This is a genomic window from Streptomyces sp. 7-21, assembly GCF_016741785.1.
Lineage (GTDB): Bacteria > Actinomycetota > Actinomycetes > Streptomycetales > Streptomycetaceae > Streptomyces.
Genome location: NZ_JAERRL010000003.1, coordinates 333,718 through 354,425 on the forward strand (window position 1 = coordinate 333,718; position 20,708 = coordinate 354,425).

The 20,708-nt window shown below is 70.5% G+C and carries 20 protein-coding genes and 2 tRNA genes; 11 read left to right on the top strand and 11 right to left on the bottom strand.

Annotated features, from left to right (window positions below; all coding sequences use genetic code 11):
- Window positions 1–13 precede the first annotated feature (13 nt).
- Window positions 14–292, top strand: a complete 279-nt coding sequence (locus JK356_RS05350) for a hypothetical protein (protein WP_201866358.1) — start codon at window positions 14–16, stop codon at window positions 290–292.
- Between the two features lie 178 nt (window positions 293–470).
- On the opposite strand, the gene JK356_RS05355 is transcribed toward JK356_RS05350, so the two are convergent.
- Window positions 471–543 (bottom strand) — tRNA-Ala (locus tag JK356_RS05355).
- A gap of 145 nt (window positions 544–688) precedes the next feature.
- On the opposite strand from JK356_RS05355, the gene JK356_RS05360 reads away from it, so the two are divergent.
- Window positions 689–1,249 carry a DNA-binding protein gene (locus JK356_RS05360; protein ID WP_201866359.1) on the top strand — a complete coding sequence of 187 codons (561 nt, stop codon included), beginning with the start codon at window positions 689–691 and terminating at the stop codon, window positions 1,247–1,249.
- A gap of 89 nt (window positions 1,250–1,338) precedes the next feature.
- Here the strand turns inward: JK356_RS05360 and JK356_RS21705 are convergent, their stop codons facing one another.
- From JK356_RS21705 to dnaA, 10 genes are all read right to left on the bottom strand, one after another.
- Window positions 1,339–1,476, bottom strand: coding sequence for a DLW-39 family protein (locus JK356_RS21705; RefSeq protein ID WP_307815415.1), 138 nt, complete (start codon window positions 1,474–1,476; stop codon window positions 1,339–1,341).
- Window positions 1,477–1,594: 118 nt separating this feature from the next.
- Window positions 1,595–1,668: transfer RNA gene (locus JK356_RS05370), tRNA-Ile, on the bottom strand.
- Window positions 1,669–1,739: 71 nt separating this feature from the next.
- Entirely contained in the window at window positions 1,740–2,477 is a 738-nt protein-coding gene (locus JK356_RS05375) for a DUF3566 domain-containing protein (RefSeq protein ID WP_374100609.1), read from the bottom strand.
- Between the two features lie 3 nt (window positions 2,478–2,480).
- Window positions 2,481–5,111: a DNA gyrase subunit A gene (gene gyrA, locus JK356_RS05380; protein ID WP_201866361.1), complete on the bottom strand. Its 2,631-nt coding sequence runs from the start codon at window positions 5,109–5,111 to the stop codon at window positions 2,481–2,483.
- 59 nt (window positions 5,112–5,170) lie between these two features.
- On the bottom strand, window positions 5,171–7,276 hold the full coding sequence (gene gyrB / locus JK356_RS05385; protein WP_201866362.1) for a DNA topoisomerase (ATP-hydrolyzing) subunit B: 2,106 nt from the start codon (window positions 7,274–7,276) through the stop codon (window positions 5,171–5,173).
- Window positions 7,277–7,520: 244 nt separating this feature from the next.
- Window positions 7,521–8,081, bottom strand: coding sequence for a DUF721 domain-containing protein (locus JK356_RS05390; protein ID WP_374100610.1), 561 nt, complete (start codon window positions 8,079–8,081; stop codon window positions 7,521–7,523).
- The gene (recF, locus tag JK356_RS05395; RefSeq protein WP_201866363.1) at window positions 8,074–9,201 is read right to left on the bottom strand and encodes a DNA replication/repair protein RecF; all 1,128 of its coding nucleotides are present in this window, start codon (window positions 9,199–9,201) and stop codon (window positions 8,074–8,076) included. Before recF ends, JK356_RS05390 begins: the two co-directional genes overlap by 8 nt.
- A gap of 35 nt (window positions 9,202–9,236) precedes the next feature.
- Window positions 9,237–10,115: a phosphogluconate dehydrogenase (NAD(+)-dependent, decarboxylating) gene (gene gnd, locus JK356_RS05400; RefSeq protein ID WP_201866364.1), complete on the bottom strand. Its 879-nt coding sequence runs from the start codon at window positions 10,113–10,115 to the stop codon at window positions 9,237–9,239.
- Between the two features lie 115 nt (window positions 10,116–10,230).
- A complete protein-coding gene (dnaN, locus tag JK356_RS05405; protein WP_201866365.1) occupies window positions 10,231–11,361 on the bottom strand; it encodes a DNA polymerase III subunit beta in 1,131 nt (376 codons plus the stop codon).
- 769 nt (window positions 11,362–12,130) lie between these two features.
- The gene (gene dnaA / locus JK356_RS05410) at window positions 12,131–13,942 is read right to left on the bottom strand and encodes a chromosomal replication initiator protein DnaA (protein ID WP_201866366.1); all 1,812 of its coding nucleotides are present in this window, start codon (window positions 13,940–13,942) and stop codon (window positions 12,131–12,133) included.
- A gap of 391 nt (window positions 13,943–14,333) precedes the next feature.
- On the opposite strand from dnaA, the gene rpmH reads away from it, so the two are divergent.
- The 9 genes from rpmH (at window position 14,334) to JK356_RS05455 (ending at window position 20,708) form a co-directional block, all read left to right on the top strand.
- On the top strand, window positions 14,334–14,471 hold the full coding sequence (rpmH, locus tag JK356_RS05415; RefSeq protein WP_201866367.1) for a 50S ribosomal protein L34: 138 nt from the start codon (window positions 14,334–14,336) through the stop codon (window positions 14,469–14,471).
- Between the two features lie 28 nt (window positions 14,472–14,499).
- Entirely contained in the window at window positions 14,500–14,868 is a 369-nt protein-coding gene (gene rnpA / locus JK356_RS05420; protein ID WP_201866368.1) for a ribonuclease P protein component, read from the top strand.
- Entirely contained in the window at window positions 14,865–15,179 is a 315-nt protein-coding gene (gene yidD, locus JK356_RS05425) for a membrane protein insertion efficiency factor YidD (protein ID WP_201866369.1), read from the top strand. The genes rnpA and yidD overlap by 4 nt, the downstream gene beginning before the upstream one ends.
- 12 nt (window positions 15,180–15,191) lie before the next feature.
- On the top strand, window positions 15,192–16,352 hold the full coding sequence (gene yidC, locus JK356_RS05430) for a membrane protein insertase YidC (RefSeq protein WP_201866450.1): 1,161 nt from the start codon (window positions 15,192–15,194) through the stop codon (window positions 16,350–16,352).
- A 17-nt stretch (window positions 16,353–16,369) separates the two neighbouring features.
- The gene (locus JK356_RS05435; protein ID WP_201866370.1) at window positions 16,370–16,879 is read left to right on the top strand and encodes a R3H domain-containing nucleic acid-binding protein; all 510 of its coding nucleotides are present in this window, start codon (window positions 16,370–16,372) and stop codon (window positions 16,877–16,879) included.
- Window positions 16,876–17,601: a 16S rRNA (guanine(527)-N(7))-methyltransferase RsmG gene (gene rsmG / locus JK356_RS05440; RefSeq protein ID WP_201866371.1), complete on the top strand. Its 726-nt coding sequence runs from the start codon at window positions 16,876–16,878 to the stop codon at window positions 17,599–17,601. Before JK356_RS05435 ends, rsmG begins: the two co-directional genes overlap by 4 nt.
- A 297-nt stretch (window positions 17,602–17,898) precedes the next feature.
- Window positions 17,899–18,960 carry a ParA family protein gene (locus tag JK356_RS05445; RefSeq protein WP_201866372.1) on the top strand — a complete coding sequence of 354 codons (1,062 nt, stop codon included), beginning with the start codon at window positions 17,899–17,901 and terminating at the stop codon, window positions 18,958–18,960.
- The gene (locus JK356_RS05450) at window positions 18,953–20,041 is read left to right on the top strand and encodes a ParB/RepB/Spo0J family partition protein (protein WP_201866373.1); all 1,089 of its coding nucleotides are present in this window, start codon (window positions 18,953–18,955) and stop codon (window positions 20,039–20,041) included. Before JK356_RS05445 ends, JK356_RS05450 begins: the two co-directional genes overlap by 8 nt.
- A gap of 58 nt (window positions 20,042–20,099) precedes the next feature.
- A complete protein-coding gene (locus JK356_RS05455; protein WP_201866374.1) occupies window positions 20,100–20,708 on the top strand; it encodes a GNAT family N-acetyltransferase in 609 nt (202 codons plus the stop codon).

Genomic DNA, 20,708 nt, shown 5'->3' on the forward strand with positions numbered 1-20,708 from the left:
CCACACCCCGGCCGTGCGGGCCGTGCTCGATACGCTCCGCGTCGTAGAGCGTGATGACATCCGGCCTGCCCCGGAACCGCGCCAGGGCGCGCGCCTCGGCCAGCGTCCGCTCGAACTGGGCGGCGTCGCCGGGGTTCTGGCCGCGGGAACGCTTGAGGACGACGTCCTGGTTGAGCAGAACGTCGCGGGCGTGCCACACCTCGCCCGAGCCGCCGCTGCCGAGGAGTTCCAGCAGCCGGTAGCGGCCCGCGACCTCGTCCTGAGCACCCACGACGCACCCCTCGCACGGTAAGGGCTACAGAAGGTAGCGCGGCCGGGACGGCTCCAGGAAGAGCTTCACGAAGCCCCCACAACCGCGCGCCGCGGGCACGGAACGGGCGGCGCGGGGTGCGCAACCGGGCGGGCCGCTGGGAAGAAACCGGGGAGGGGGCCGCTGTCGCGGCCCCCTCCCCGGGGGTGCGTGTTTGCTGTGGAGCCTAGGAGAGTCGAACTCCTGACATCTGCCATGCAAAGACAGCGCTCTACCAACTGAGCTAAGGCCCCCTGGCCCGCAACGGCGGGCCGTAGGCAAGGGTACCGAACTTCTGGCCGGGTTTTGACCGGGTATCGCTCGCGGCGCGGCGGCGTCCGTAGGATGACGCGCAACTTCGCTCACGTGAAGCGATCAGGGGAGAACAGGGGAGAGACCATGGACGTTAGCCAGCAGGAGGCGACTCAGAAGGCGAGAGAGCAGCAGACCACCTGGTACGGCGAGCCCCTGGGAACGCTGTTCCGGCGTCTCATCTCCGACCTGGGCCTCAACCAGGCGAGGCTCGCCGTCGTCCTCGGCCTCTCGGCGCCCATGCTGTCCCAGCTGATGAGCGGGCAGCGGGCAAAGATCGGTAACCCCGCCGTGGTGCAGCGGGTACGCGCACTCCAGGAGCTGGCCGCCGAGGTGCGCGCGGGGCGGGTCAGCGCGGCCGAGGCCACGGCCGCCATGGAAGAGATCCGCCGGTCCGCGGGCGGAAACGTGCTCGGCCCTCACACGTCAAGCACGAGGTCGTCCTCGCTGAGCGTTCCGGCCAATCCCAGCAAGCGCGTGGTGCGGGAGATCCAGGCGCTGCTGCGGTCGGTCTCCGACGCGACAGAGATCCAGAGCGCCTCGCGGATTCTGGCCGACAGCCACCCGGAGCTGGCCGAGTTCCTGCGCGTCTACGGCGTGGCCCGCACGCGCGAGGCGATCGAGCACTACGAGACCCACCAGGGCTGATATCCCAAGGCCACGGCAGACGCCCGTGGCCTTGGGTATCCCTGCCACGGGCGGTAAGCCGCTGTGGTCGTTGTCAGCGAGCCAGGGCGTCAGGCGCTCGCGGACCCGGACGGCACGGAGTCGGTCTCCTCCGTCCAGAGGTCCTGCTCGGCCTTGTCCGCCTGGATCTGGCGGTACACAAGAAGACCGCCGATGGCGGCCAGTGCGACCAGGAGGAGCTTCTTCACCGCGCTACCTCGTCCTTCTTCGGGTGTCGGACCATCTGGCGCCCGATGATACCGAAACGTGTCCTGACAAGAAGCGCTCGGCCCGGCCGGAGAATCCAGCCGGGCCGTGAACGCCACGTGGGGCTAACAGGACTTGAACCTGTGGCCTCATCCTTATCAGGGATGCGCTCTAACCATCTGAGCTATAGCCCCGTGCCGCACGCAAGGCTATCGCATCCCCGGCCGCGCCCCCAAATCGGCGCCGGAGCCCGCCGGCCCGGCGGCTACTCGTCCTCGGCCAGCGTCACCTCGATGCCGCCCACGAAACCGGCCGAGAGGTTGTACATGAACGCCGCCAGCGTCGCCAGCGCAGTGGCCAGCACGACGTCGATCACGGCGATCACGGTCGTGAACATCACCACCCGGGGCAGCGACAGGAACGCCTCGAGGTCGAAACCCTTGTCGCGGTCGCTGGACGTCGCCTCGCTGATGGTGTCCCCGATCGTCGAGAACACCCCCATGGCGTCCATGACCAGCCACAGCACGGACACCGCGATGATCGTGCAGATGCCCAGGGCGATCGACAGCAGGAAGCTGACCTTCATCACCGACCACGGGTCGGCCTTGGCCACCCGCAGCCGCGCCTTGCGGATGCGCGGCATCGTCTTGGCGCCGGTGCGGGGCCGCCGCACCGCCTGACCGCCGTGTGTGCCAGGCGCCTGATAGGCGCGCGGCGGCCGGTAGCGCTCCGCGTCCTGCCCGTACGGATCGGCCGGTCTGGCACTGGTCATCGTGGACCCCCCACGAGTCGCGTCATCCAAGGAGGAGCCGCCCTGCGCGGCCCTGGTGGAGCCTCGCCGCCGCTCACGCCGCGACGCTCTGCCCCCGCCCGCCGGCGGCCCGGCAGGAGGCGGAGGCGCCGCCCCGGGAGGCGGTCCTTGCGGCGGCGGGGGCGCGGACGGTCCGTGCGCCGAGCCGCCCGCTGCCGCGTCGCCATACGCGCCGCCCGTGGCTGCGCTCACGCGTTACTCCTCGCTGCCCGTGGGGGGAGTCTGCCCGTCCGTCTTCTCGCCAGACCCGGAAGCGGACGGCGCGGCCTCCGCCTCGCCTGACTCTGCGTCGACTTCCTCTGCCTCGCGGCCCGCCTCCGCGTTCCGCGCGATGCCGACCACGGCGTCACGCTTCCCGAGGGCGATGAGCTGCACACCCATCGTGTCACGGCCCGTCTCCCTGATCTCACGGACCCGGGTGCGGATCACTCCACCGCTGAGCGTGATGGCCAGGATCTCATCGCTCTCCTCGACGACCAGGGCGCCCACCAGCGAGCCGCGGTCCTCGACGATCTTGGCCGCCTTGATGCCCAGGCCGCCGCGGCCCTGCACCCGGTACTCGTCGACGGGCGTGCGCTTGGCGTACCCGCCGTCGGTCGCGGTGAACACGAACGTGCCCTCGCGCACCACGTTCATCGACAGCAGCTCGTCGCCCTCGCGGAAGCTCATGCCTTTCACGCCCGACGTCGCCCGGCCCATCGGCCGCAGCGCCTCGTCGCTGGCGGTGAACCGGATCGACTGCGCCTTCTTGCTGATCAGCAGCAGATCGTCCTGAGGGCCCACCAGCTCCGCGCCGATCAGCTCGTCGTCGCGGCCGTCCTCCATCTGCCGGAGATTGATCGCGATGACGCCGCCGGAGCGCGGCGAGTCGTAGTCCTTCAGCGGCGTCTTCTTCACCAGGCCCGACTTCGTCGCCAGCACCAGGTACGGGGCGGCTTCGTAGTCGCGGATCGCCAGGATCTCCGCGATCCGCTCGTCCGGCTGGAACGCCAGCAGGTTCGCCACGTGCTGCCCGGCGGAGTCGCGGCTGGCCTCCGGCAGCTCGTACGCCTTGGCGCGGTAGACACGGCCCTTGTTGGTGAAGAACAGCAGCCAGTGATGGGTCGTCGACACGAAGAAGTGGTCGACGATGTCGTCCTCCCGCAGCTTGGCGCCGCGCACCCCCTTGCCGCCGCGCTTCTGCGCCCGGTAGTCCACCGTCCGGGTGCGCTTGACGTAGCCGCCGCGCGTGATCGTGACGACGATGTCCTCCTCGGCGATCAGGTCCTCGATGGACATGTCGCCCTCGTAGGGCACCAGCGCCGTGCGCCGCTCGTCCGCGTACTTCTCGACGATCGCCGCCAGTTCGGCCGAGATGATGCCGCGCTGCCGGGCCGGGGAAGCGAGGATGTCGTGGTACTCGGCGATCTTCGCCTCGAGCTCGTCGTGCTCCGCGGTGATCTTCTGCCGCTCCAGGGCGGCCAGCCGGCGCAGCTGCATCTCCAGGATCGCGTTCGCCTGGACCTCGTCGATCGACAGCAGCCCCATCAGGCCCTCGCGCGCCACGTCCACCGTCGCGCTGCCCCGGATCAGCGAGATGACCTCGTCGATCGCGTCGAGCGCCGCCAGCAGGCCGCGCAGGATGTGGGCGCGCTCCTCGGCCTTGCGCAGGCGGTAGCGGGTGCGGCGCACGATCACGTCGATCTGGTGCGCCACCCAGTTGCGGATGAACGCGTCCAGCGACAGCGTGCGCGGCACCCCGTCCACCAGCGCCAGCATGTTCGCGCCGAAGTTGGTCTGCAGGTCGGTGTGCTTGTACAGGTTGTTCAGCACGACCTTGGCGACCGCGTCCCGCTTGAGGACGATCACCAGCCGCTGGCCCGTGCGCGAGGACGTCTCGTCACGGACGTCGGCGATGCCGCTGATCCGGCCGTCCTTGACCAGCTCCGCGATCTTCAGCGCCAGGTTGTCCGGGTTGACCTGGTACGGCAGCTCGGTGACCACCAGGCACTGGCGGCCCTGGATCTCCTCGACCTCCACGACGGCCCGCATGGTGATCGAGCCGCGCCCGGTGCGGTAGGCCTCCTCGATGCCCTTGCGGCCGACGATCAGGGCGCCGGTGGGGAAGTCCGGACCCTTGATCCGCTCGATCAGCGCGTCGAGCAGCTCCTCGTTGCTGGCGTCGGGGTGCTCCAGGTACCACTGGGCGCCCTCCGCCACCTCGCGGAGGTTGTGCGGCGGGATATTGGTCGCCATGCCGACCGCGATGCCCGCCGAGCCGTTGATCAGCAGGTTCGGGAACCGGGACGGCAGGACCGTCGGCTCCTGGTTGCGGCCGTCGTAGTTGTCCTGGAAGTCGACGGTCTCCTCGTCGATGTCCCGGAGCATCTCCATCGCCAGCGGCGCCATCCGGCACTCGGTGTACCGCATGGCCGCGGCCGGGTCGTTGCCCGGGGAGCCGAAGTTGCCGTTGGAGTCCACCAGCGGCATCCGCATCGACCAGGGCTGCGCCAGCCGCACCAGCGCGTCATAGATCGACGTGTCACCGTGCGGGTGGTAGGTGCCCATGACGTCGCCGACGACGCGGGCGCACTTGTAGTAGCCGCGCTCCGGCCGGTAGCCGCCGTCGTACATCGCGTACAGCACGCGGCGGTGGACCGGCTTGAGACCGTCCCGCACGTCGGGCAGCGCGCGGGAGACGATCACGCTCATCGCGTAGTCGAGATACGAGCGCTGCATCTCGGTCTCGAGCGTCACCGGCTCGATCCGCAGCGCTCCCTCGCTGCCGGCGGCGTCGTCGGTGCGCGGTTCGTCGCGCGGTTCTGTGGGCGGGGTGTCCTCGGCCATCGGTTACGTCCGGTTTCCTTCTCGTGAGGGCGGGGAGGGGTCGGCGCGCGCGGGGCGCGTCAGATGTCCAGGAAGCGGACGTCCTTCGCGTTGCGCTGGATGAACGCCCGGCGGGCCTCGACGTCCTCGCCCATCAGGATCGAGAACAGGTCGTCCGCGGCGGCGGCGTCGTCAAGCGTGACCTGCCGCAGCACCCGGTGGGCCTTGTCCATGGTGGTCACCCGCAGCTCCTCGGCGTTCATCTCGCCGAGGCCCTTGAAGCGCTGGATCGAGTCCTCCCGGATGCGCTTCCCGCGCTCCCGGCCGAGCCGGATCAGGCTGTCGCGCTCGCGGTCCGAGTAGGCGTACTCGAACTCGTCCCGTCCCCACTTGATCTTGTACAGCGGCGGCTGGGACAGGAACACGTGCCCGGCCTCGACGAGGGGGCGCATGAAGCGGAACAGCAGCGTCAGCAGCAGGGTGTTGATGTGCTGTCCGTCCACATCCGCGTCCGCCATGAGGATGATCTTGTGGTAGCGGAGCTTGGAGATGTCGAAGTCCTCGTGGATGCCGGTGCCGAACGCGGAGATCAGCGCCTGCACCTCGGCGTTCTGGAGGACCTTGTCGATCCGGGCCTTCTCGACGTTCAGGATCTTGCCGCGGATCGGGAGAATCGCCTGGTACTGGGGGTCGCGGCCGGACTTGGCGCTGCCGCCCGCCGAGTCACCCTCGACGATGAAGATCTCGCACTTGGCCGCGTCGTTCGACTGGCAGTCGCTGAGCTTGCCGGGCAGCGAGGCCGTCTCCAGCAGGCCCTTGCGGCGGGTCAGGTCGCGGGCCTTGCGGGCGGCGACCCGGGCCGTCGCGGCCTGGATGCCCTTGCGGACGATGTCGGCGGCCTCGGCCGGGTTGCGGTCCAGCCAGTCGGACAGGTGCTCGTAGGTGACCTTCTGCACGAAGGTCTTGGCCTCGGTGTTACCGAGCTTCGTCTTCGTCTGGCCCTCGAACTGCGGCTCGCTCAGCTTGACCGAGATGATCGCCGTCAGGCCCTCGCGGATGTCCTCACCCGTGAGGTTGTCGTCCTTCTCACGCAGCAGCTTCCGCTCGCGGGCGTAGCGGTTGATCAGGTTCGTCAGCGCCGCGCGGAAGCCCTCCTCGTGCGTGCCGCCCTCGTGCGTGTGGATCGTGTTGGCGAAGCTGTAGACACCCTCGCTGTACTGGGTGTTCCACTGCATGGCGATCTCGACGGAGATCTTGCGCTCGGGGTCCTCCGCCTCGAAGTCGATCACCGAGGGATGCACCGGCTCGCCCTTGCGGGAGTTGAGGTGGCGCACGAAGTCCGAGATGCCGCCCTCGTAGTGGTACGTCACGGAACGCGGCTTGTCATCGTCCTCGGCCGCGGCGGTGTCCGCGCCCGAGGTCTGCTTCGCCGCCTCCCGCTCGTCCGTGAGCGTGATCGTCAGGCCCTTGTTGAGGAACGCCATCTCCTGGAAGCGGCGGGAGAGCGTCTCGAACGAGTAGACCGTCGTCTCGAAGATCTCCGGGTCGGCCCAGAACGTCACCGACGTGCCGGTCTCGTCCGTCGGCTCGTGCCGCGCCAGCGGGGCCGTGGGAACGCCCTGCTTGTAGTCCTGCGTCCAGCGGTAGCCGTCCGTGCGGATCTCGACGGAGACCTTCGTCGACAGCGCGTTCACCACGGAGACGCCCACGCCGTGCAGACCGCCGGAGACCGAGTAGCCGCCGCCGCCGAACTTGCCGCCCGCGTGCAGCACGGTGAGCACGACCTCGACCGCCGGCTTGCCCTCGGAGGGCACCACGCCCACCGGGATGCCGCGGCCGTTGTCCACCACGCGCACGCCGCCGTCCGCGAGCAGTGTCACGTCGATGCGGTCGGCGTACCCCGCCATCGCCTCGTCCACCGAGTTGTCCACGACCTCGGCGACGAGATGGTGGAGTCCGCGCTCGCCCGTCGATCCGATGTACATGCCCGGCCGCATGCGTACCGCGTCCAGACCCTCAAGCACCGTGATCGCACTGGCGTCGTACGAAGGACCACTGTCCGCCGCCTGCTCGGTCCTCACCTTGGCCGCGGAATCGACGGCACCCTCACCGGAGACAGAAGTGGCGGGTGTGTTCTTGTTGGATTCGCCGGAATCGGCCACGAAGCGCCCTTTCTGGCACAGCACGAGCCGGCTGGCGAGAACTCGCGAGCGGCTGCGTCGTTCAACATGGTCCGCAACGGGGCGGTGCCTCCAGTCTACCGGTAGCGCAAACTGTCACGGCGGTTTCCCGGGCCCTGAGTCCGCATGTGCCGCCCTGAACACGCATCCAGTGACTCCCTATATGCGGACCGGGTCCCTGATCCGCTCACAGCGGCGCACAGCGCTTCCTCTGTCAACAGCCCGCAACGTGACCGACGTCACTTACGCCTCAGCCGTATGTGTCACCCGGGCCTGTGCTGCCCGGCGCCCGCAGCCGGCCCGCCCGCCGGACCGGAGCCGAAGGCCCCACCACCTTGATCGTCTTGACCGTCCCCGCCCCCACGTCCGCGGCCACCCGCCGCAGCAACTCGGGCACCAGCAGCCGCAGCTGCGTCGCCCACGCCGTCGAGTCGCACCGCACCGTCAGCACCCGCGACTCCTCGTCGTAGCCCAGCGGCTGGCAGTGCTGCGCCACCTCGGGGCCCACCAGATGCCGCCACCGGCCGATCACACCCCCCACCGCGAGCGGCATCTCCCAGCCGCGCTCGGCCGACAGCCGCTCCACCGCCGCCCCCAGCGGCATGGGATCGCGCCCCCCGGCGCGCGCCCCGGAGCGCAGACCACCCCCGCGCCGCGCCTGGCGCCGCTGCTGCGCCGCCATCCCGCTCGCCCGCGCCCGCTCCTTGGCCGCGCGCAGCGCCACCCGCGCCAGATCCACCCCCGACGGGGCGGCCGGCTGGCCCTGCCCCCCGCTCTCCCGGTCACCCGGCCGGGATCCCGCCTCAGCCACGGGACACCTCCCCCTGCGACACCGCGTACCGTGTTCCCGCCAGCACCGCCGGCACGTCCTGAGGCACCGCCGCCGTCACCAGCACCTGCTCTCCCGGCGCCACCAGCTCGGCCAGCCGCTCCCGCCGCCTGCCGTCCAGCTCGGCGAACACGTCGTCCAGCACCAGCACCGGCTCCGGACCCTCCTCCTTCAGCAGCCCGTAGGACGCCAGCCGCAGCGCCAGCGCCAGCGACCACGCCTCACCGTGACTGGCGTAGCCCTTCGCGGGCAGCTCGCCCAGGCGCAGCACCAGATCGTCACGGTGCGGCCCCACCAGCGTCACGCCCCGCTCGATCTCCTGCGGCCGCACCCGGCGCAGCGCCGCCAGCATCGCCTCGTGCAGCTCCTCGCGGGAGCCCGGGGGCGGCTCCTCGCCCACCGACCAGCGGTAGTCCAGCTCCACCGCGCCGCCCTGCGGCGCCACCTGCCCGTACGCCTTGGCGGCCAGCGGGCCCAGCGCGGACACCAGCGCGAGCCGCCGCGCCAGCAACTCCGCGCCCGCGCGCGCCAGGTGCTGGTCCCACACGTCCAGCGTCGACAAATCCACCCCGCGGCCGCCGTGCCGCCGGGCCATCGCGGCCGTCTTCAGCAGAGAGTTCCGCTGCCGCAGCACCCGCTCGTAGTCGGCGCGGACCCCGGCCAGGCGCGGGGCACGCGCCGTGACCAGCTCGTCGAGGAAACGCCGCCGCTCGGCCGGGTCCCCCTTCACCAGGCCCAGGTCCTCCGGGGCGAACAGCACCGTGCGCAGCACGCCCAGGACGTCGCGCGGCCGCACCTGCGACGAGCGGTTGAGCCGGGCGCGGTTGGCCCGGCCCGGATTCAGCTCCAGCTCCACGAGCTGCCGCCGTTCGCCCTCCGTCACCGCGGCGCGGATCACGGCCCGGTCAGCGCCCATCCGCACCAGCGGCGCGTCGGAGGAGACCCGGTGGCTGCCGAGCGTCGCCAGATAACCGACGGCCTCGACGAGGTTCGTCTTGCCCTGGCCGTTGGGGCCGATGAACGCCGAGACGCCCGGGCCGAGCTCAACCTCGGCCCGGGCATACGACCGGAAGTCGGCGAGCGACAGATGCGTCACGTGCAACGGCGGCCAGCCTCCCGGAGTACCCGTGCCGGGCCTTACTTGCGCTTCTCCACCGCGTGGCCACCGAACTGGTTGCGCAGCGCGGCGATCATCTTCATCTGCGGCGAGTCCTCCTGCCGCGAGGAGAAGCGGGCGAACAGCGAGGCCGTGATCGCGGGCAGCGGCACCGCGTGCTCCACAGCCGCCTCCACCGTCCACCGGCCCTCGCCCGAGTCTTCCGCGTAGCCCCGCAGGCCCTCGAGGTGCTCGTCCTCGTCCAGCGCCCGCACGGCCAGGTCGAGCAGCCACGAGCGCACGACCGTCCCCTCCTGCCAGGAGCGGAAGATCTCCCGCACGTCCGTGACCGCGTCGACGGACTCCAGCAGCTCCCAGCCCTCGGCGAAGGCCTGCATCATCGCGTACTCGATGCCGTTGTGGACCATCTTCGCGAAGTGGCCGGCACCGACCTTGCCCGCGTGGACCGAGCCGAACTCGCCCTCGGGCTTGAGGGCGTCGAAGATCGGCTGGACGCGGGCGACGTGCTCGGCGTCGCCGCCGTACATCAGGGCGTAGCCGTTCTCCAGGCCCCACACGCCGCCGGAGACACCGCAGTCGACGAAACCGATGCCCTTGGCGCCGAGCTCCCGCGCGTGGCGCTCGTCGTCGGTCCACCGGGAGTTCCCGCCGTCCACCACGACGTCACCCTCGTCGAGCAGCTCACCGAGCTGCTCAATCACCGAGTTCGTGGCCTGGCCCGCCGGGACCATCACCCACACCACACGCGGCGCCGCAAGACGCTCCACCATCTCCTTGAGGCTGTGGACGTCAGCGGCGTCCGTGTCGGGGGCGTAGCCCACCACCGTGTGCCCGGCGCGGCGGATGCGCTCTCGCATGTTGCCGCCCATCCTGCCGAGACCGACGAGACCGAGCTCCATCAGGACTCCTTCATCACGACATGACCTGGCACCGAGCCTACGCCCGCTGCCGCGGCCCTGGCCGGGCAGTCAGGGCCGCGGCCCTGTGGCGTGCGTCGCTCCGCCGCGCTGGCGCTCAGCCGCTCAGCCGCACCGGCATGATCAGGTACTTGTACGCCTCGTCCGCCTCGGCGTCCTGCGCGGGCTTGCCGCTGAGCAGCGCGGGCTTGGTCGAGGTGGTGAACGACAGCTGCGCGAACGGCGAGTCGACCGCGCTCAGCCCCTCCAGCAGGAAGCCGGGGTTGAACGCGATGGAGATCGGCTCACCCTCCAGCTGCGCGTCCAGCCGCTCCACAGCCTGTGCATCGTCGCTGGAGCCCGCCTCCAGCGTCACCACGCCCTCCTCGAAACTGAGGCGGACCGGGGTGTTCCGCTCGGCGACCAGCGCGACGCGCTTGACCGCCTCCACAAACGGGCCGGTCTCGACGACGGCCACCGACGCGAACTCGGTCGGGAACAGCGTGCGGTACTTGGGCAGGTCGCCTTCCAGCAGCCGGGTGGTGGTGCGGCGGCCGGAGCCCTCGATGCCGATCAGGCCCTCGCCCGCGCCGGAGCCGGAGAGCGCCAGCGCCACGGTCTCACCGCCGCTGAGCGACTTCGCCGTATCCCACAGCGTCTTGGCCGGGACCAGCGCCACCGCCGAGGCATCGGGGGACTCCGGCTTCCACAGGAACTCCCGGACGGCGAAGCGGTACCGGTCCGTGGCCGCCAGCGTCACCGTGTCGCCCTCGATCTCGATGCGGACGCCGGTGAGCACCGGAAGCGTGTCGTCGCGCCCGGCGGCGATGGCGACCTGGGCGACGGCGCTGGCGAACACGTCGGCGGGGACGGTGCCCGTCGCGCTCGGCATCTCGGGCAGCGCCGGGTACTCCTCCACCGGCAGGGTGTGGAGTGTGAACCGGGAGGAGCCGCAGACGACGGTGACGCGCACGCCGTCCGAGGAGATCTCCACCGGACGGTTGGGCAGCGAGCGGCAGATGTCGGCCAGCAGGCGGCCCGAGACGAGGACGGTGCCCTCCTCTTCGGCTTCCACCTCGACCGAGACGCGCGCGGAGACCTCGTAGTCGAAGCCCGAGAGGCTCAGCGTGCCCTCCTCGGCCTTCAGCAGCAGGCCCGCGAGAACCGGCATCGGCGGTCGGGCTGGCAGGCTGCGAGCGGCCCACGCCACCGCCTCCGCGAGCACATCGCGTTCCACCCGGATCTTCACTTCAGCCGCCTCCTGCTCTCGCTTCCAACAGGGCACCAGTCTGACGCACGGCACTGACACTAGGGGCCCCCGCGAGTCAAATCGACCTGGGCGGGGTAGAGCTCCCCCGGGCCGAGTTGTGCACAGCCCCCACTTCCCAACGAGTTTCCCGGGTTATCTCCGTGGTCGTAGTAGTAGGGCCTGTGGAAACCGTGGATAACCCCGTTTGCCCAGCTCAGAGCCGGGATTTTATCCACCGGCCCTGTGCGTGGCGCGGTGGATAAACGGGGGGCTGCTGTGGACGCCGCCCCGTTGTGCACACCCCGTCCCCAGGTGTCCCCGGGTTGTCAACAGCTGCGTCCCCAGTTCCGGGCCCGGTTCTCAACAGGCCCGTGCCGCTGCTCCTGTGAGCTGATTCACCCCTGCCGGTGAGAGCGTGCGTTGTGTTGCCGAACAGTGGACAACTCTGTGGATTCACTGTGCACAACTCCCGCCAGTTGTGGGTACCTGCCGGTATCCGGTGGACAGCGGCCCGGGCAGCCGGATGCCGGAAGCTGGGTTTCCACACCCTGTGGAGGGCCGGTTTCCCCACATCCACACCCCTCTGACCTGGGCCTTCCGGAATTCCCGTGGGACGGTGTGGACACCGCTGTGAGGAAGTCCAGGCTCCCACAGGGTGTGGACGGGACACCTGTCCGGTTTCTGTGGACAACTGGCCTGTGACGGGTGGAAATCGAACAGCGCCCCCGGGCGGTCCCCGGGGGCGCTGTTTCGTGTGCGCGGGCGGCGGTCAGCCGTTCTTGATGCGGTTGGTCAGCTCGGTCACCTGGTTGTAGATGGACCGGCGCTCGGCCATCAGAGCCCGGATCTTGCGGTCGGCGTGCATCACGGTGGTGTGGTCCCGCCCGCCGAAGTGCTGGCCGATCTTGGGCAGCGACAGGTCCGTCAGCTCGCGGCACAGGTACATGGCGATCTGCCGCGCCGTCACGAGGATCCGGCTGCGTGACTGCCCGGCGAGGTCCTCGACGGTGAGGCCGAAGTAGTCCGCGACGGCCGCGCTGATGGCGTCGGCGGTGATCTCAGGGGTGGTGTCCTGGCCGCCGGGGATCAGGTCCTTCAGCACGATCTCGGTCAGCCCGAGGTCCACCGGCTGCCGGTTGAGGCTGGCGAAGGCCGTGACGCGGATGAGGGCGCCCTCCAGCTCACGGATGTTCCGGGAGATGCGGGAGGCGATGAACTCCAGCACCTCGGGCGGGGCGTTGAGCTGCTCCTGGACGGCCTTCTTGCGCAGGATCGCGATGCGCGTCTCCAGCTCGGGCGGCTGGACGTCCGTGATCAGGCCCCACTCGAACCGGTTGCGGAGCCTGTCCTCCAGCGTGATCAGCTGCTTGGGCGGGCGGTCCGACGACAGCACGATCTGCTTGTTGGCGTTGTGCAGCGTGTTGAAGGTGTGGAAGAACTCCTCCTGCGTGGACTCCTTGCTCGCCAGGAACTGCACGTCGTCGACGAGCAGGATGTCCATGTCCCGGTAGCGCTTGCGGAACGCGTCCGCCTTGCCGTCGCGGATGGAGTTGATGAACTCGTTGGTGAACTCCTCGGAGCTGACGTACCGCACGCGCGTGCCCGGGTACAGGCTGCGGGCGTAGTGGCCGATGGCGTGCAGCAGGTGCGTCTTGCCCAGCCCGGACTCGCCGTAGATGAAGAGGGGGTTGTACGCCTTGGCGGGCGCCTCGGCCACGGCGACGGCCGCCGCATGGGCGAAGCGGTTCGAGGCGCCGATCACGAAGGTGTCGAACAGGTACTTGGGGTTGAGCCGCGCCGTCGGCTCGCCGGGGCCGGTGGCGGGAGCGGGCTGGGCGGCCAGCGGGCTCGGCGCGCCGCTGGGGGCGGGCGGGCTCTGCTCGTACTGGTCGTACTGCTGCTCGTAGCGGGACTGGCCGTAGCGCTGCTCGCCGTAGGAATCCCCGTACGTCTCGCCGTATGGCTCGTTGTAAGACGTGCGCGGCTGCGGCTCGTACGCCTCGCGCCCGCCGTACTGGTCGTACTGGTCACGCTGGCCCGGCTGGCCGTGCTGCGCGGGCACGGGCGAGTAGTCGTGCGGACGCGGCTGCTGCCAGGGCGCCTGCGGGCGCGGGTGATCCGGATAGGCGGGGCGCGCGGTCGGCATCTCATGACCGCCATGACCGCTGTGACCGCCATGACCGCCGGGACTGGCGGGACTGGCGGGACCCGGCGCGGGCTCGGGCAGCGGGTCCTGGCTCGGGCCGGCCCCGGGACGCGAGGACACGGGCGCGCCGGGCGCCTGCCGCGGCTCGGGGACCTGAGGTTCGGGCGGCGGCGCCGTCACCGTGACCGCCAGCCGGACCGGCTGGCCGCACTCGCGGGTGAGGGTGTCGCTGATCAGCGGCGCGAGCCTGCCCTCCAGGACGCTCTTGGCGTACTCGTTGGGCACGCCGAGCAGGGCCGTGCCGGAGACGAGGGCGAGCGGCTGGCAGTCCTGGAGCCAGCGGTGGTCCTTCGCCTCCAGCCGCTGGGTGTCGGACAGCATGGCGGTGAGGGCGCGCGGCCAGACTGCGGCGAGATCTACGGGTAGGTCAGCCACGAGGCACGCTCTCTCACTCGCAGGGGTGGCGCCGCCTTTCTCTGGGGCACCGGCAGGTGTGGCGCCCAGGGCAGCGGGGGAAGGATGTCGAGTTCAGCCACGGTAGTCAGCGCGGCGCTCGCACATCAAGTCATTGTCCACAGGGGTCCACAGGGTGTGTATGAAGCTGGCCGGGGCCGGTTTGACCGTGGCGAGGCCCGCCGCGTACCGTTGCGAGGTCGAGACGCCGACGGCTGTTGCCGCCTGCCCACGAACCGGAGAGCCGCGCGTGCCCCGGTGGGGAGCCGGAACGGGCCCCGCGAGCTCCTCGTGGGCGCACGGTGGCAGCCTTCGGCGCCCATCCCACCGTCCGGCCGACCGCCGGACGAGCAGACTGTCTGGAGCCCACGAAGTGAGCAAGCGCACCTACCAGCCGAACAACCGGCGCCGGTCGAAGACCCACGGCTTCCGGCTGCGGATGCGGACGCGCGCAGGCCGTGCCGTGATCGCCAACCGCCGCGCCAAGGGCCGCGCCCGTCTGACGGCCTGATCCAGCCCGCCGACCACAGGTCCATGCGGTGCTGCCCTCCGAGAACCGGCTGAAGCGGCGAGAGGACTTCGCGACCGCGGTGCGCCGGGGGCGCAGGGCCGGACGCAGGCACCTCGTCGTTCACCTGAGCAGCGGAGCGGACCCGCACGCGGCCGGGGAGACACCTCTCCCCGCGCGTGCGGGTTTCGTCGTGAGCAAGGCCGTGGGCAACGCCGTCGTGCGCAACCGCGTGCGGCGGCGGCTGCGCCATCTGGTGCGGGAACGGATGTCCGTGCTGCCCGCCGGTAGCCTGGTGGTCGTGCGGGCCCTGCCGGGAGCCGACAGCGCCACGTATGGCCAGCTGGCCCGGGAACTGGACGCCGCGCTGGACCGGCTGCTGGGAGGGGTGCGGACGTGAAGTACCCGCTGCTGCTGCTGATCAAGCTGTATCAGCGCACCATCTCTCCGCTGCTCGGCCCGGTATGCCGTTACTATCCGTCGTGCTCTCACTACGGCTATACCGCCATTGACAGGCACGGTGCGCTGAAGGGGTCAGCGCTGACCGCCTGGCGGATCCTTCGCTGCAACCCCTGGTCGCGCGGCGGTGTCGATCATGTTCCTCCCCGGAGGCGGCCCGTCTGGCACCAGCGGCTGCGCGCGCAGTGGCACAAGCCGGCCGCTTCCCACGCCTCGCCCGGGGGTGCCCCCGACAATGCCCAAGGAGCCTGACCCGTGGACACGATCAATTCGATCCTCAGTCCTCTCTATATCGCTGTCTCCTGGATCGTGATCCAGTTCCACAACCTCTACTCCCTGGTCTTCGATGAGGACAGCGGGTGGGCCTGGGGCCTGTCGATCGTGTCCCTGGTGGTGGTCATCCGGATCTGCCTGATCCCGCTGTTCGTGCGGCAGATCAAGGCGACGCGGAACATGCAGGCGCTCCAGCCGCGGCTGAAGAAGATCCAGGAGCGCTACAAGAACGACCGGCAGCGTCAGTCCGAAGAGATGATGAAGCTGTACCGGGAGACGGGGACGAACCCGTTTGCGAGCTGCCTGCCGATTCTGGCGCAGTCGCCGTTCTTCATCGCTCTCTTCCAGGTGCTGAACCACATCGCCAACAACGACGAGGTGGGTGTTCTCAACGAGGAGCAGGTCGACAGCGCCCGGCGCGCGACCATCCTCGGAGCGCCGATCGCCTCGCGCTTCATGGACAGCGGTGACAAGGTCGCCGAGCTGGGCGCCACGCTCGCCGACGTGCGCGTGGTCACGGTCGTCATGATCGTGCTGATGTCGGCCTCGCAGTTCTTCACGCAGCGGCAGCTGATGACGAAGAACGTGAACCTCGACGTCAAGACGCCGTTCATGAGCCAGCAGAAGATGCTCATGTACATCTTCCCGATCATGTTCGCCGTCTTTGGCATCAACTTCCCGGTCGGCGTCCTGATCTACTGGCTGACCACGAACGTGTGGTCCATGGGGCAGCAGATGTACGTCATCCAGCGCAACCCCACCCCCGGCAGCCTCGCCTACAAGCAGCGCCAGGAGCGGCTCCGCAAGAAGGGCAAGCTTCCGCAGGAGCCCGCGAACGAGGCCAAGAAGTCGGTGGCGGCCTCGCGGACCGCGCGTACCCAGCCGAAGCGGATGACGAAGGCACAGCGGCAGGCGGCCGCCCGCCAGCAGCAGGCGAAGAAGCGCAATCCGTCCGCCGCGGCCGGTGCCGGCTCCGGTGACCAGAAGGACGGCTCCGAGGGCCCGGACGACGGGGGCTCCGCCGCGCCGGCCTCGCCGTCCGGCTCGTCCGCGCAGACGAAGAACGGTCAGCAGGCGGCCAAGCGGCAGCAGCCGGGGAAGAAAACGTCCCAGGGGCGCAAGTCCAAGCCGTCGGCGAAGAGCAAGAAGTAGCACGAAGGAGCCCATCTGTGACGGACACCACTTCCCCTGCCGCTCAGGACGACACGGACGTCCTGACCCGCCTGGAGCAGGAGGGTGAGATCGCGGCTGACTACCTGGAAGGGCTTCTTGACATCGCGGACCTCGACGGGGACATCGACATGGACGTTGAGGGCGATCGTGCCTCGGTGTCCGTGATCACCGAGGGCGGGTCGCGCGATCTGCAGAAGCTGGTCGGCCGTGACGGCGAGGTGCTGGAGGCGTTGCAGGAGCTGACCAGGCTGGCCGTGCACCGGGAGACCGGCGAGCGCAGCAGGCTGATGCTGGACATCGCCGGGTACCGGGCGCGGAAGCGGGAGCAGCTCACGCGGCTGGGGAAGCAGGCGGCGCAGCAGGTCAAGGAGTCGGGCGAGCCCGTCAAGCTCCAGCCGATGACGCCGTTCGAGCGCAAGGTGGTGCACGACGCCGTGGCCGCGGCGGGGCTGCGGAGTGAGTCTGAGGGCGAGGAGCCGCGGCGACGTGTGGTTGTCCTGCCATGAGCGTTTCTTCTGGCGGTGAGCCTCCGGCGCCGCCCGATGCGGCGCGCGAGCTGTTCGGCGACCGCCTCGGCGACGCCGTACGGTATGCCGAGCTGCTGGCCGAGGTTGCTGTCGAGCGGGGACTGCTGGGGCCCCGGGAGGTCCCGCGGCTCTGGGAACGGCACCTGCTCAACTGCGCGGTGCTGGCCGAGGTCGTACCGGAGGACGTCACGGTCTGTGACGTGGGCTCCGGTGCGGGGCTGCCGGGCATCCCGCTCGCCCTGGTGCGGCCCGACCTGCGGATCACGCTGCTGGAGCCGCTGCTGCGGCGCACGACATTCCTCCGCGAGGCCGTGGAGCTGCTTGGGCTTGAGCACGTGGACGTGGTGCGCGGCCGGGCCGAAGAGGTGCTCGGCAGCCTGGAGCCGGTGCACGTGGTGACGGCCCGGGCCGTCGCTCCCCTGGACCGGCTCGCGGGCTGGGGCGTGCCGCTGCTCCGTCCCTACGGCGAGATGCTGGCCCTCAAGGGCCACACCGCGGAGGAGGAGCTGAAGCGGGCGCGGGCGGCGCTGGCGAAGCTGGGGGTGGAGCGCACCTCGGTGCTGCGCGTGGGCGAGGGCCTGCTGGACCCGCCGTCCACGGTGGTGCGGGTCGTGGCGGGCGAGAGCCCGGGCGGCGTGCGGTTCGCGGCCAAGCGTGCCCGCGCGGCGCGCAAGGGCAGGAGCGGCAGGCGCTCCCGCTGACACCCGCAGGAGCGTTCCTCCGATCCGACGGTTGATCCGGCGGTAAACGGGCCCGATCGGCCAGGGCGCGGAGTGTCGTCAAGGGCGACGGCTGGCGGCGTCGGCATCGTGTTTCACGTGAAACGCCGCTCGTTGCTGCATGGAATCATCAGTCGTGGCCGGGCCGCCGAGCCGCGTGGTCCCCGTTCTCGTGTCACCTCCGCAGGGCCGGTCGGCCCCGAGAGGGTGACGGGCGTGTCAGCCGAGGGCCCGTTGTCCACAAGAGACCCCCACTCGCTGGTTCGTCACCCACGCGGCATGGCAGGCTTTGAACCCACGAAGGCTGCGCGTGTCGAGGAGAGTGAAGCATTGCGGTCCGACGCCAATATCGCTGGGCCGACGGCCGATCCGGTCCCCGGCCCTCGGTCCGAATCGGCTGACACCCCCGGGGCCGCGGTTGACATCGAGTCACAGGTCCCCGCTGCCGCGGGCGATGTGCCCGGCAGGGCGGCTCAGCGGGCGGTCGAGGCCATGCACCGCGTCGGCGGTAGCCTCCCCAGGCCCGAGGAGACCCGGGTCATGGTCGTCGCCAACCAGAAGGGCGGCGTGGGCAAGACCACCACGACGGTCAATCTAGCCGCCGCGCTGGCGCTGCACGGATCCCGCGTCCTGGTCATCGACCTCGACCCGCAGGGGAACGCCTCGACGGCGCTGGGGATCGATCACCACGCCGAGGTCCCGTCCATCTACGACGTGCTGATCGAGAGCAAGCCGCTGGCGGAGGTGGTGCAGCCGGTCCGTGACGTGGAAGGACTGTTCTGCGCCCCTGCCACCATCGACCTGGCGGGCGCCGAGATCGAGCTGGTGTCCGTCGTCGCGCGCGAGAGCAGGCTGAACCGCGCGATCAGCGGGTACGAGCAGCCGCTGGACTACATCTTCATCGACTGTCCGCCCTCGCTGGGACTGCTCACGGTGAACGCGCTGGTCGCGGGATCCGAGGTGGTCATTCCGATCCAGTGCGAGTACTACGCGCTGGAGGGGCTTGGCCAGCTGTTGCGCAACGTGGAACTGGTCAGGGGGCACCTCAACCCAGCGCTCCACGTCTCCACGATCCTGCTGACCATGTACGACGGCCGGACCCGCCTGGCCTCGCAGGTCGCCGAGGAGGTGCGCGGCCACTTCGGTGCCGAGGTTCTGCGCACGAACATCCCGCGCTCGGTGCGCATTTCCGAGGCGCCGAGCTACGGGCAGACGGTCCTGACGTACGACCCGGGCTCCAGCGGATCGCTGTCCTACCTGGAGGCGGCCCGGGAAATCGCGCTGCGGGGCACCCTCCCGCAGCAGGAGCAGCACAGCCTTGCGGAGGGCCACGGTGAGTGAACGACGGAGAGGGCTGGGCCGAGGGCTAGGAGCCCTGATTCCCGCCGCGCCGCGGAGTGCGGACGGCTCAGGCCCCAGCGAGGGGGCGACGGTGTCGCCGGGGGCGGTGCCGGTGCTCAGCCCCGGCCGCACGGGGACAACGGTGGCGAGCCTGCCGGAGGAGCCGCAGGCGTCGCCCGCCGCGGCGGACGGCGCCGCCGCTCCCGGCGCGGTGATGGGCGCGCACTTCGCGGAGCTGCCGGTGGACGCCATCTCGCCCAACCCGCGGCAGCCGCGTGAGGTGTTCGACGAGGACGCGCTGGCCGAACTGGTCACCTCCATCAAGGAGGTCGGCCTGCTTCAGCCGGTGGTGGTGCGTCAGGCCAGGCCGGACAGCTACGAGCTGATCATGGGGGAGCGCCGCTGGCGGGCCTGCAAGGAGGCGGGCCTGGAGCGGATTCCCGCGATCGTCCGCGCCACTGAGGACGACCGGCTGCTGCTGGACGCCCTCCTGGAGAACCTGCACCGGGCCCAGCTCAACCCGCTGGAAGAGGCCGCCGCCTACGACCAGCTGCTGCGGGACTTCAACTGCACCCACGACGAGCTGGCGGACCGGATCGGGCGCTCCCGCCCCCAGGTGTCGAACACGCTCCGGCTGCTGAAGCTGTCGCCGGAGGTGCAGCGCCGGGTCGCGGCGGGCGTGCTGTCGGCGGGGCACGCCAGGGCGCTGCTGTCGGTCACCGACGCCGAGGAACAGGACCGGCTGGCCAAGCGGATCGTCGCGGAAGGGCTGTCCGTCCGCGCCGTTGAGGAGATCGTCGCCCTCCAGGGGGCGGAGGGTAAGACTGGCGGAACCCGCACCCGGCGTCCCCGCGCGGGCAAGCGCATCTCCCCCGCGCTCAATGGGCTGGCGGAGCGGCTGTCGGACCGGTTCGACACCCGGGTGAAGGTGGACCTGGGACAGAAGAAGGGCAAGATCGTCGTCGAGTTCGCCTCGATAGAGGACCTGGAGCGCATCCTGGCCCAGCTGGCTCCGGGCGAGGGCCCGGTCGTCCTTGATGCCCGGGAGGACCCCCAGCAGGAGGGCGGGGCGGCCGGCTGAGCAGCCCGCCGCTTCGGCGTTCCCCGTACGCGCGACGCCCCGTGGATACGATGGATCCATGGGGCGTCGGCTTGTGCCTCTCTCGCTGGACAACCTCGCGGATCTGCCGTCGCCGTGCCGCTCCTGCGTCTTCTGGGAGCTTGATCCGGTGAGCGGGCAGGAGGCCGAGCGGTGCGGCCGGTCGGCACAGGAGAAGGAGGCGTGGATCTCCACCGTCCTTCGGGAGTGGGGGTCCTGCGGCAGGCTGGTCTACGTGGACCGCAGACCGGTCGGTTTCGTGCTGTACGCGCCGCCCGCCTACGTGCCCCGGTCACAGGCTTTCCCCACGAACCCGCTGTCCGCCGACGCGGTGCACCTTGTCACCGGCTGGATCATTCCGCCGTTCCAGCATCAGGGACTGGGCCGCATGCTCATGCAGGGGGTGGCCAAGGACCTGCTGGGGCGGGGCTTCCGAGCGGTGGAGGCGTTCGGCGACGCGCGCTGGAAGGAACCCGCCTGTCTGCTGCCCGCCGACCATCTGGCGTCGGTCGGCTTCGAGGTGGTGCGCCCGCACCCGTCCTATCCACGGCTGCGGCTGGAGCTGAGGACGGCGATGTCCTGGCGGGCGGACGTGGAGTCCGCGCTCGACCGGCTGCTGGGCGGCGCCCGGCCAGCGGCGGCGATGTGA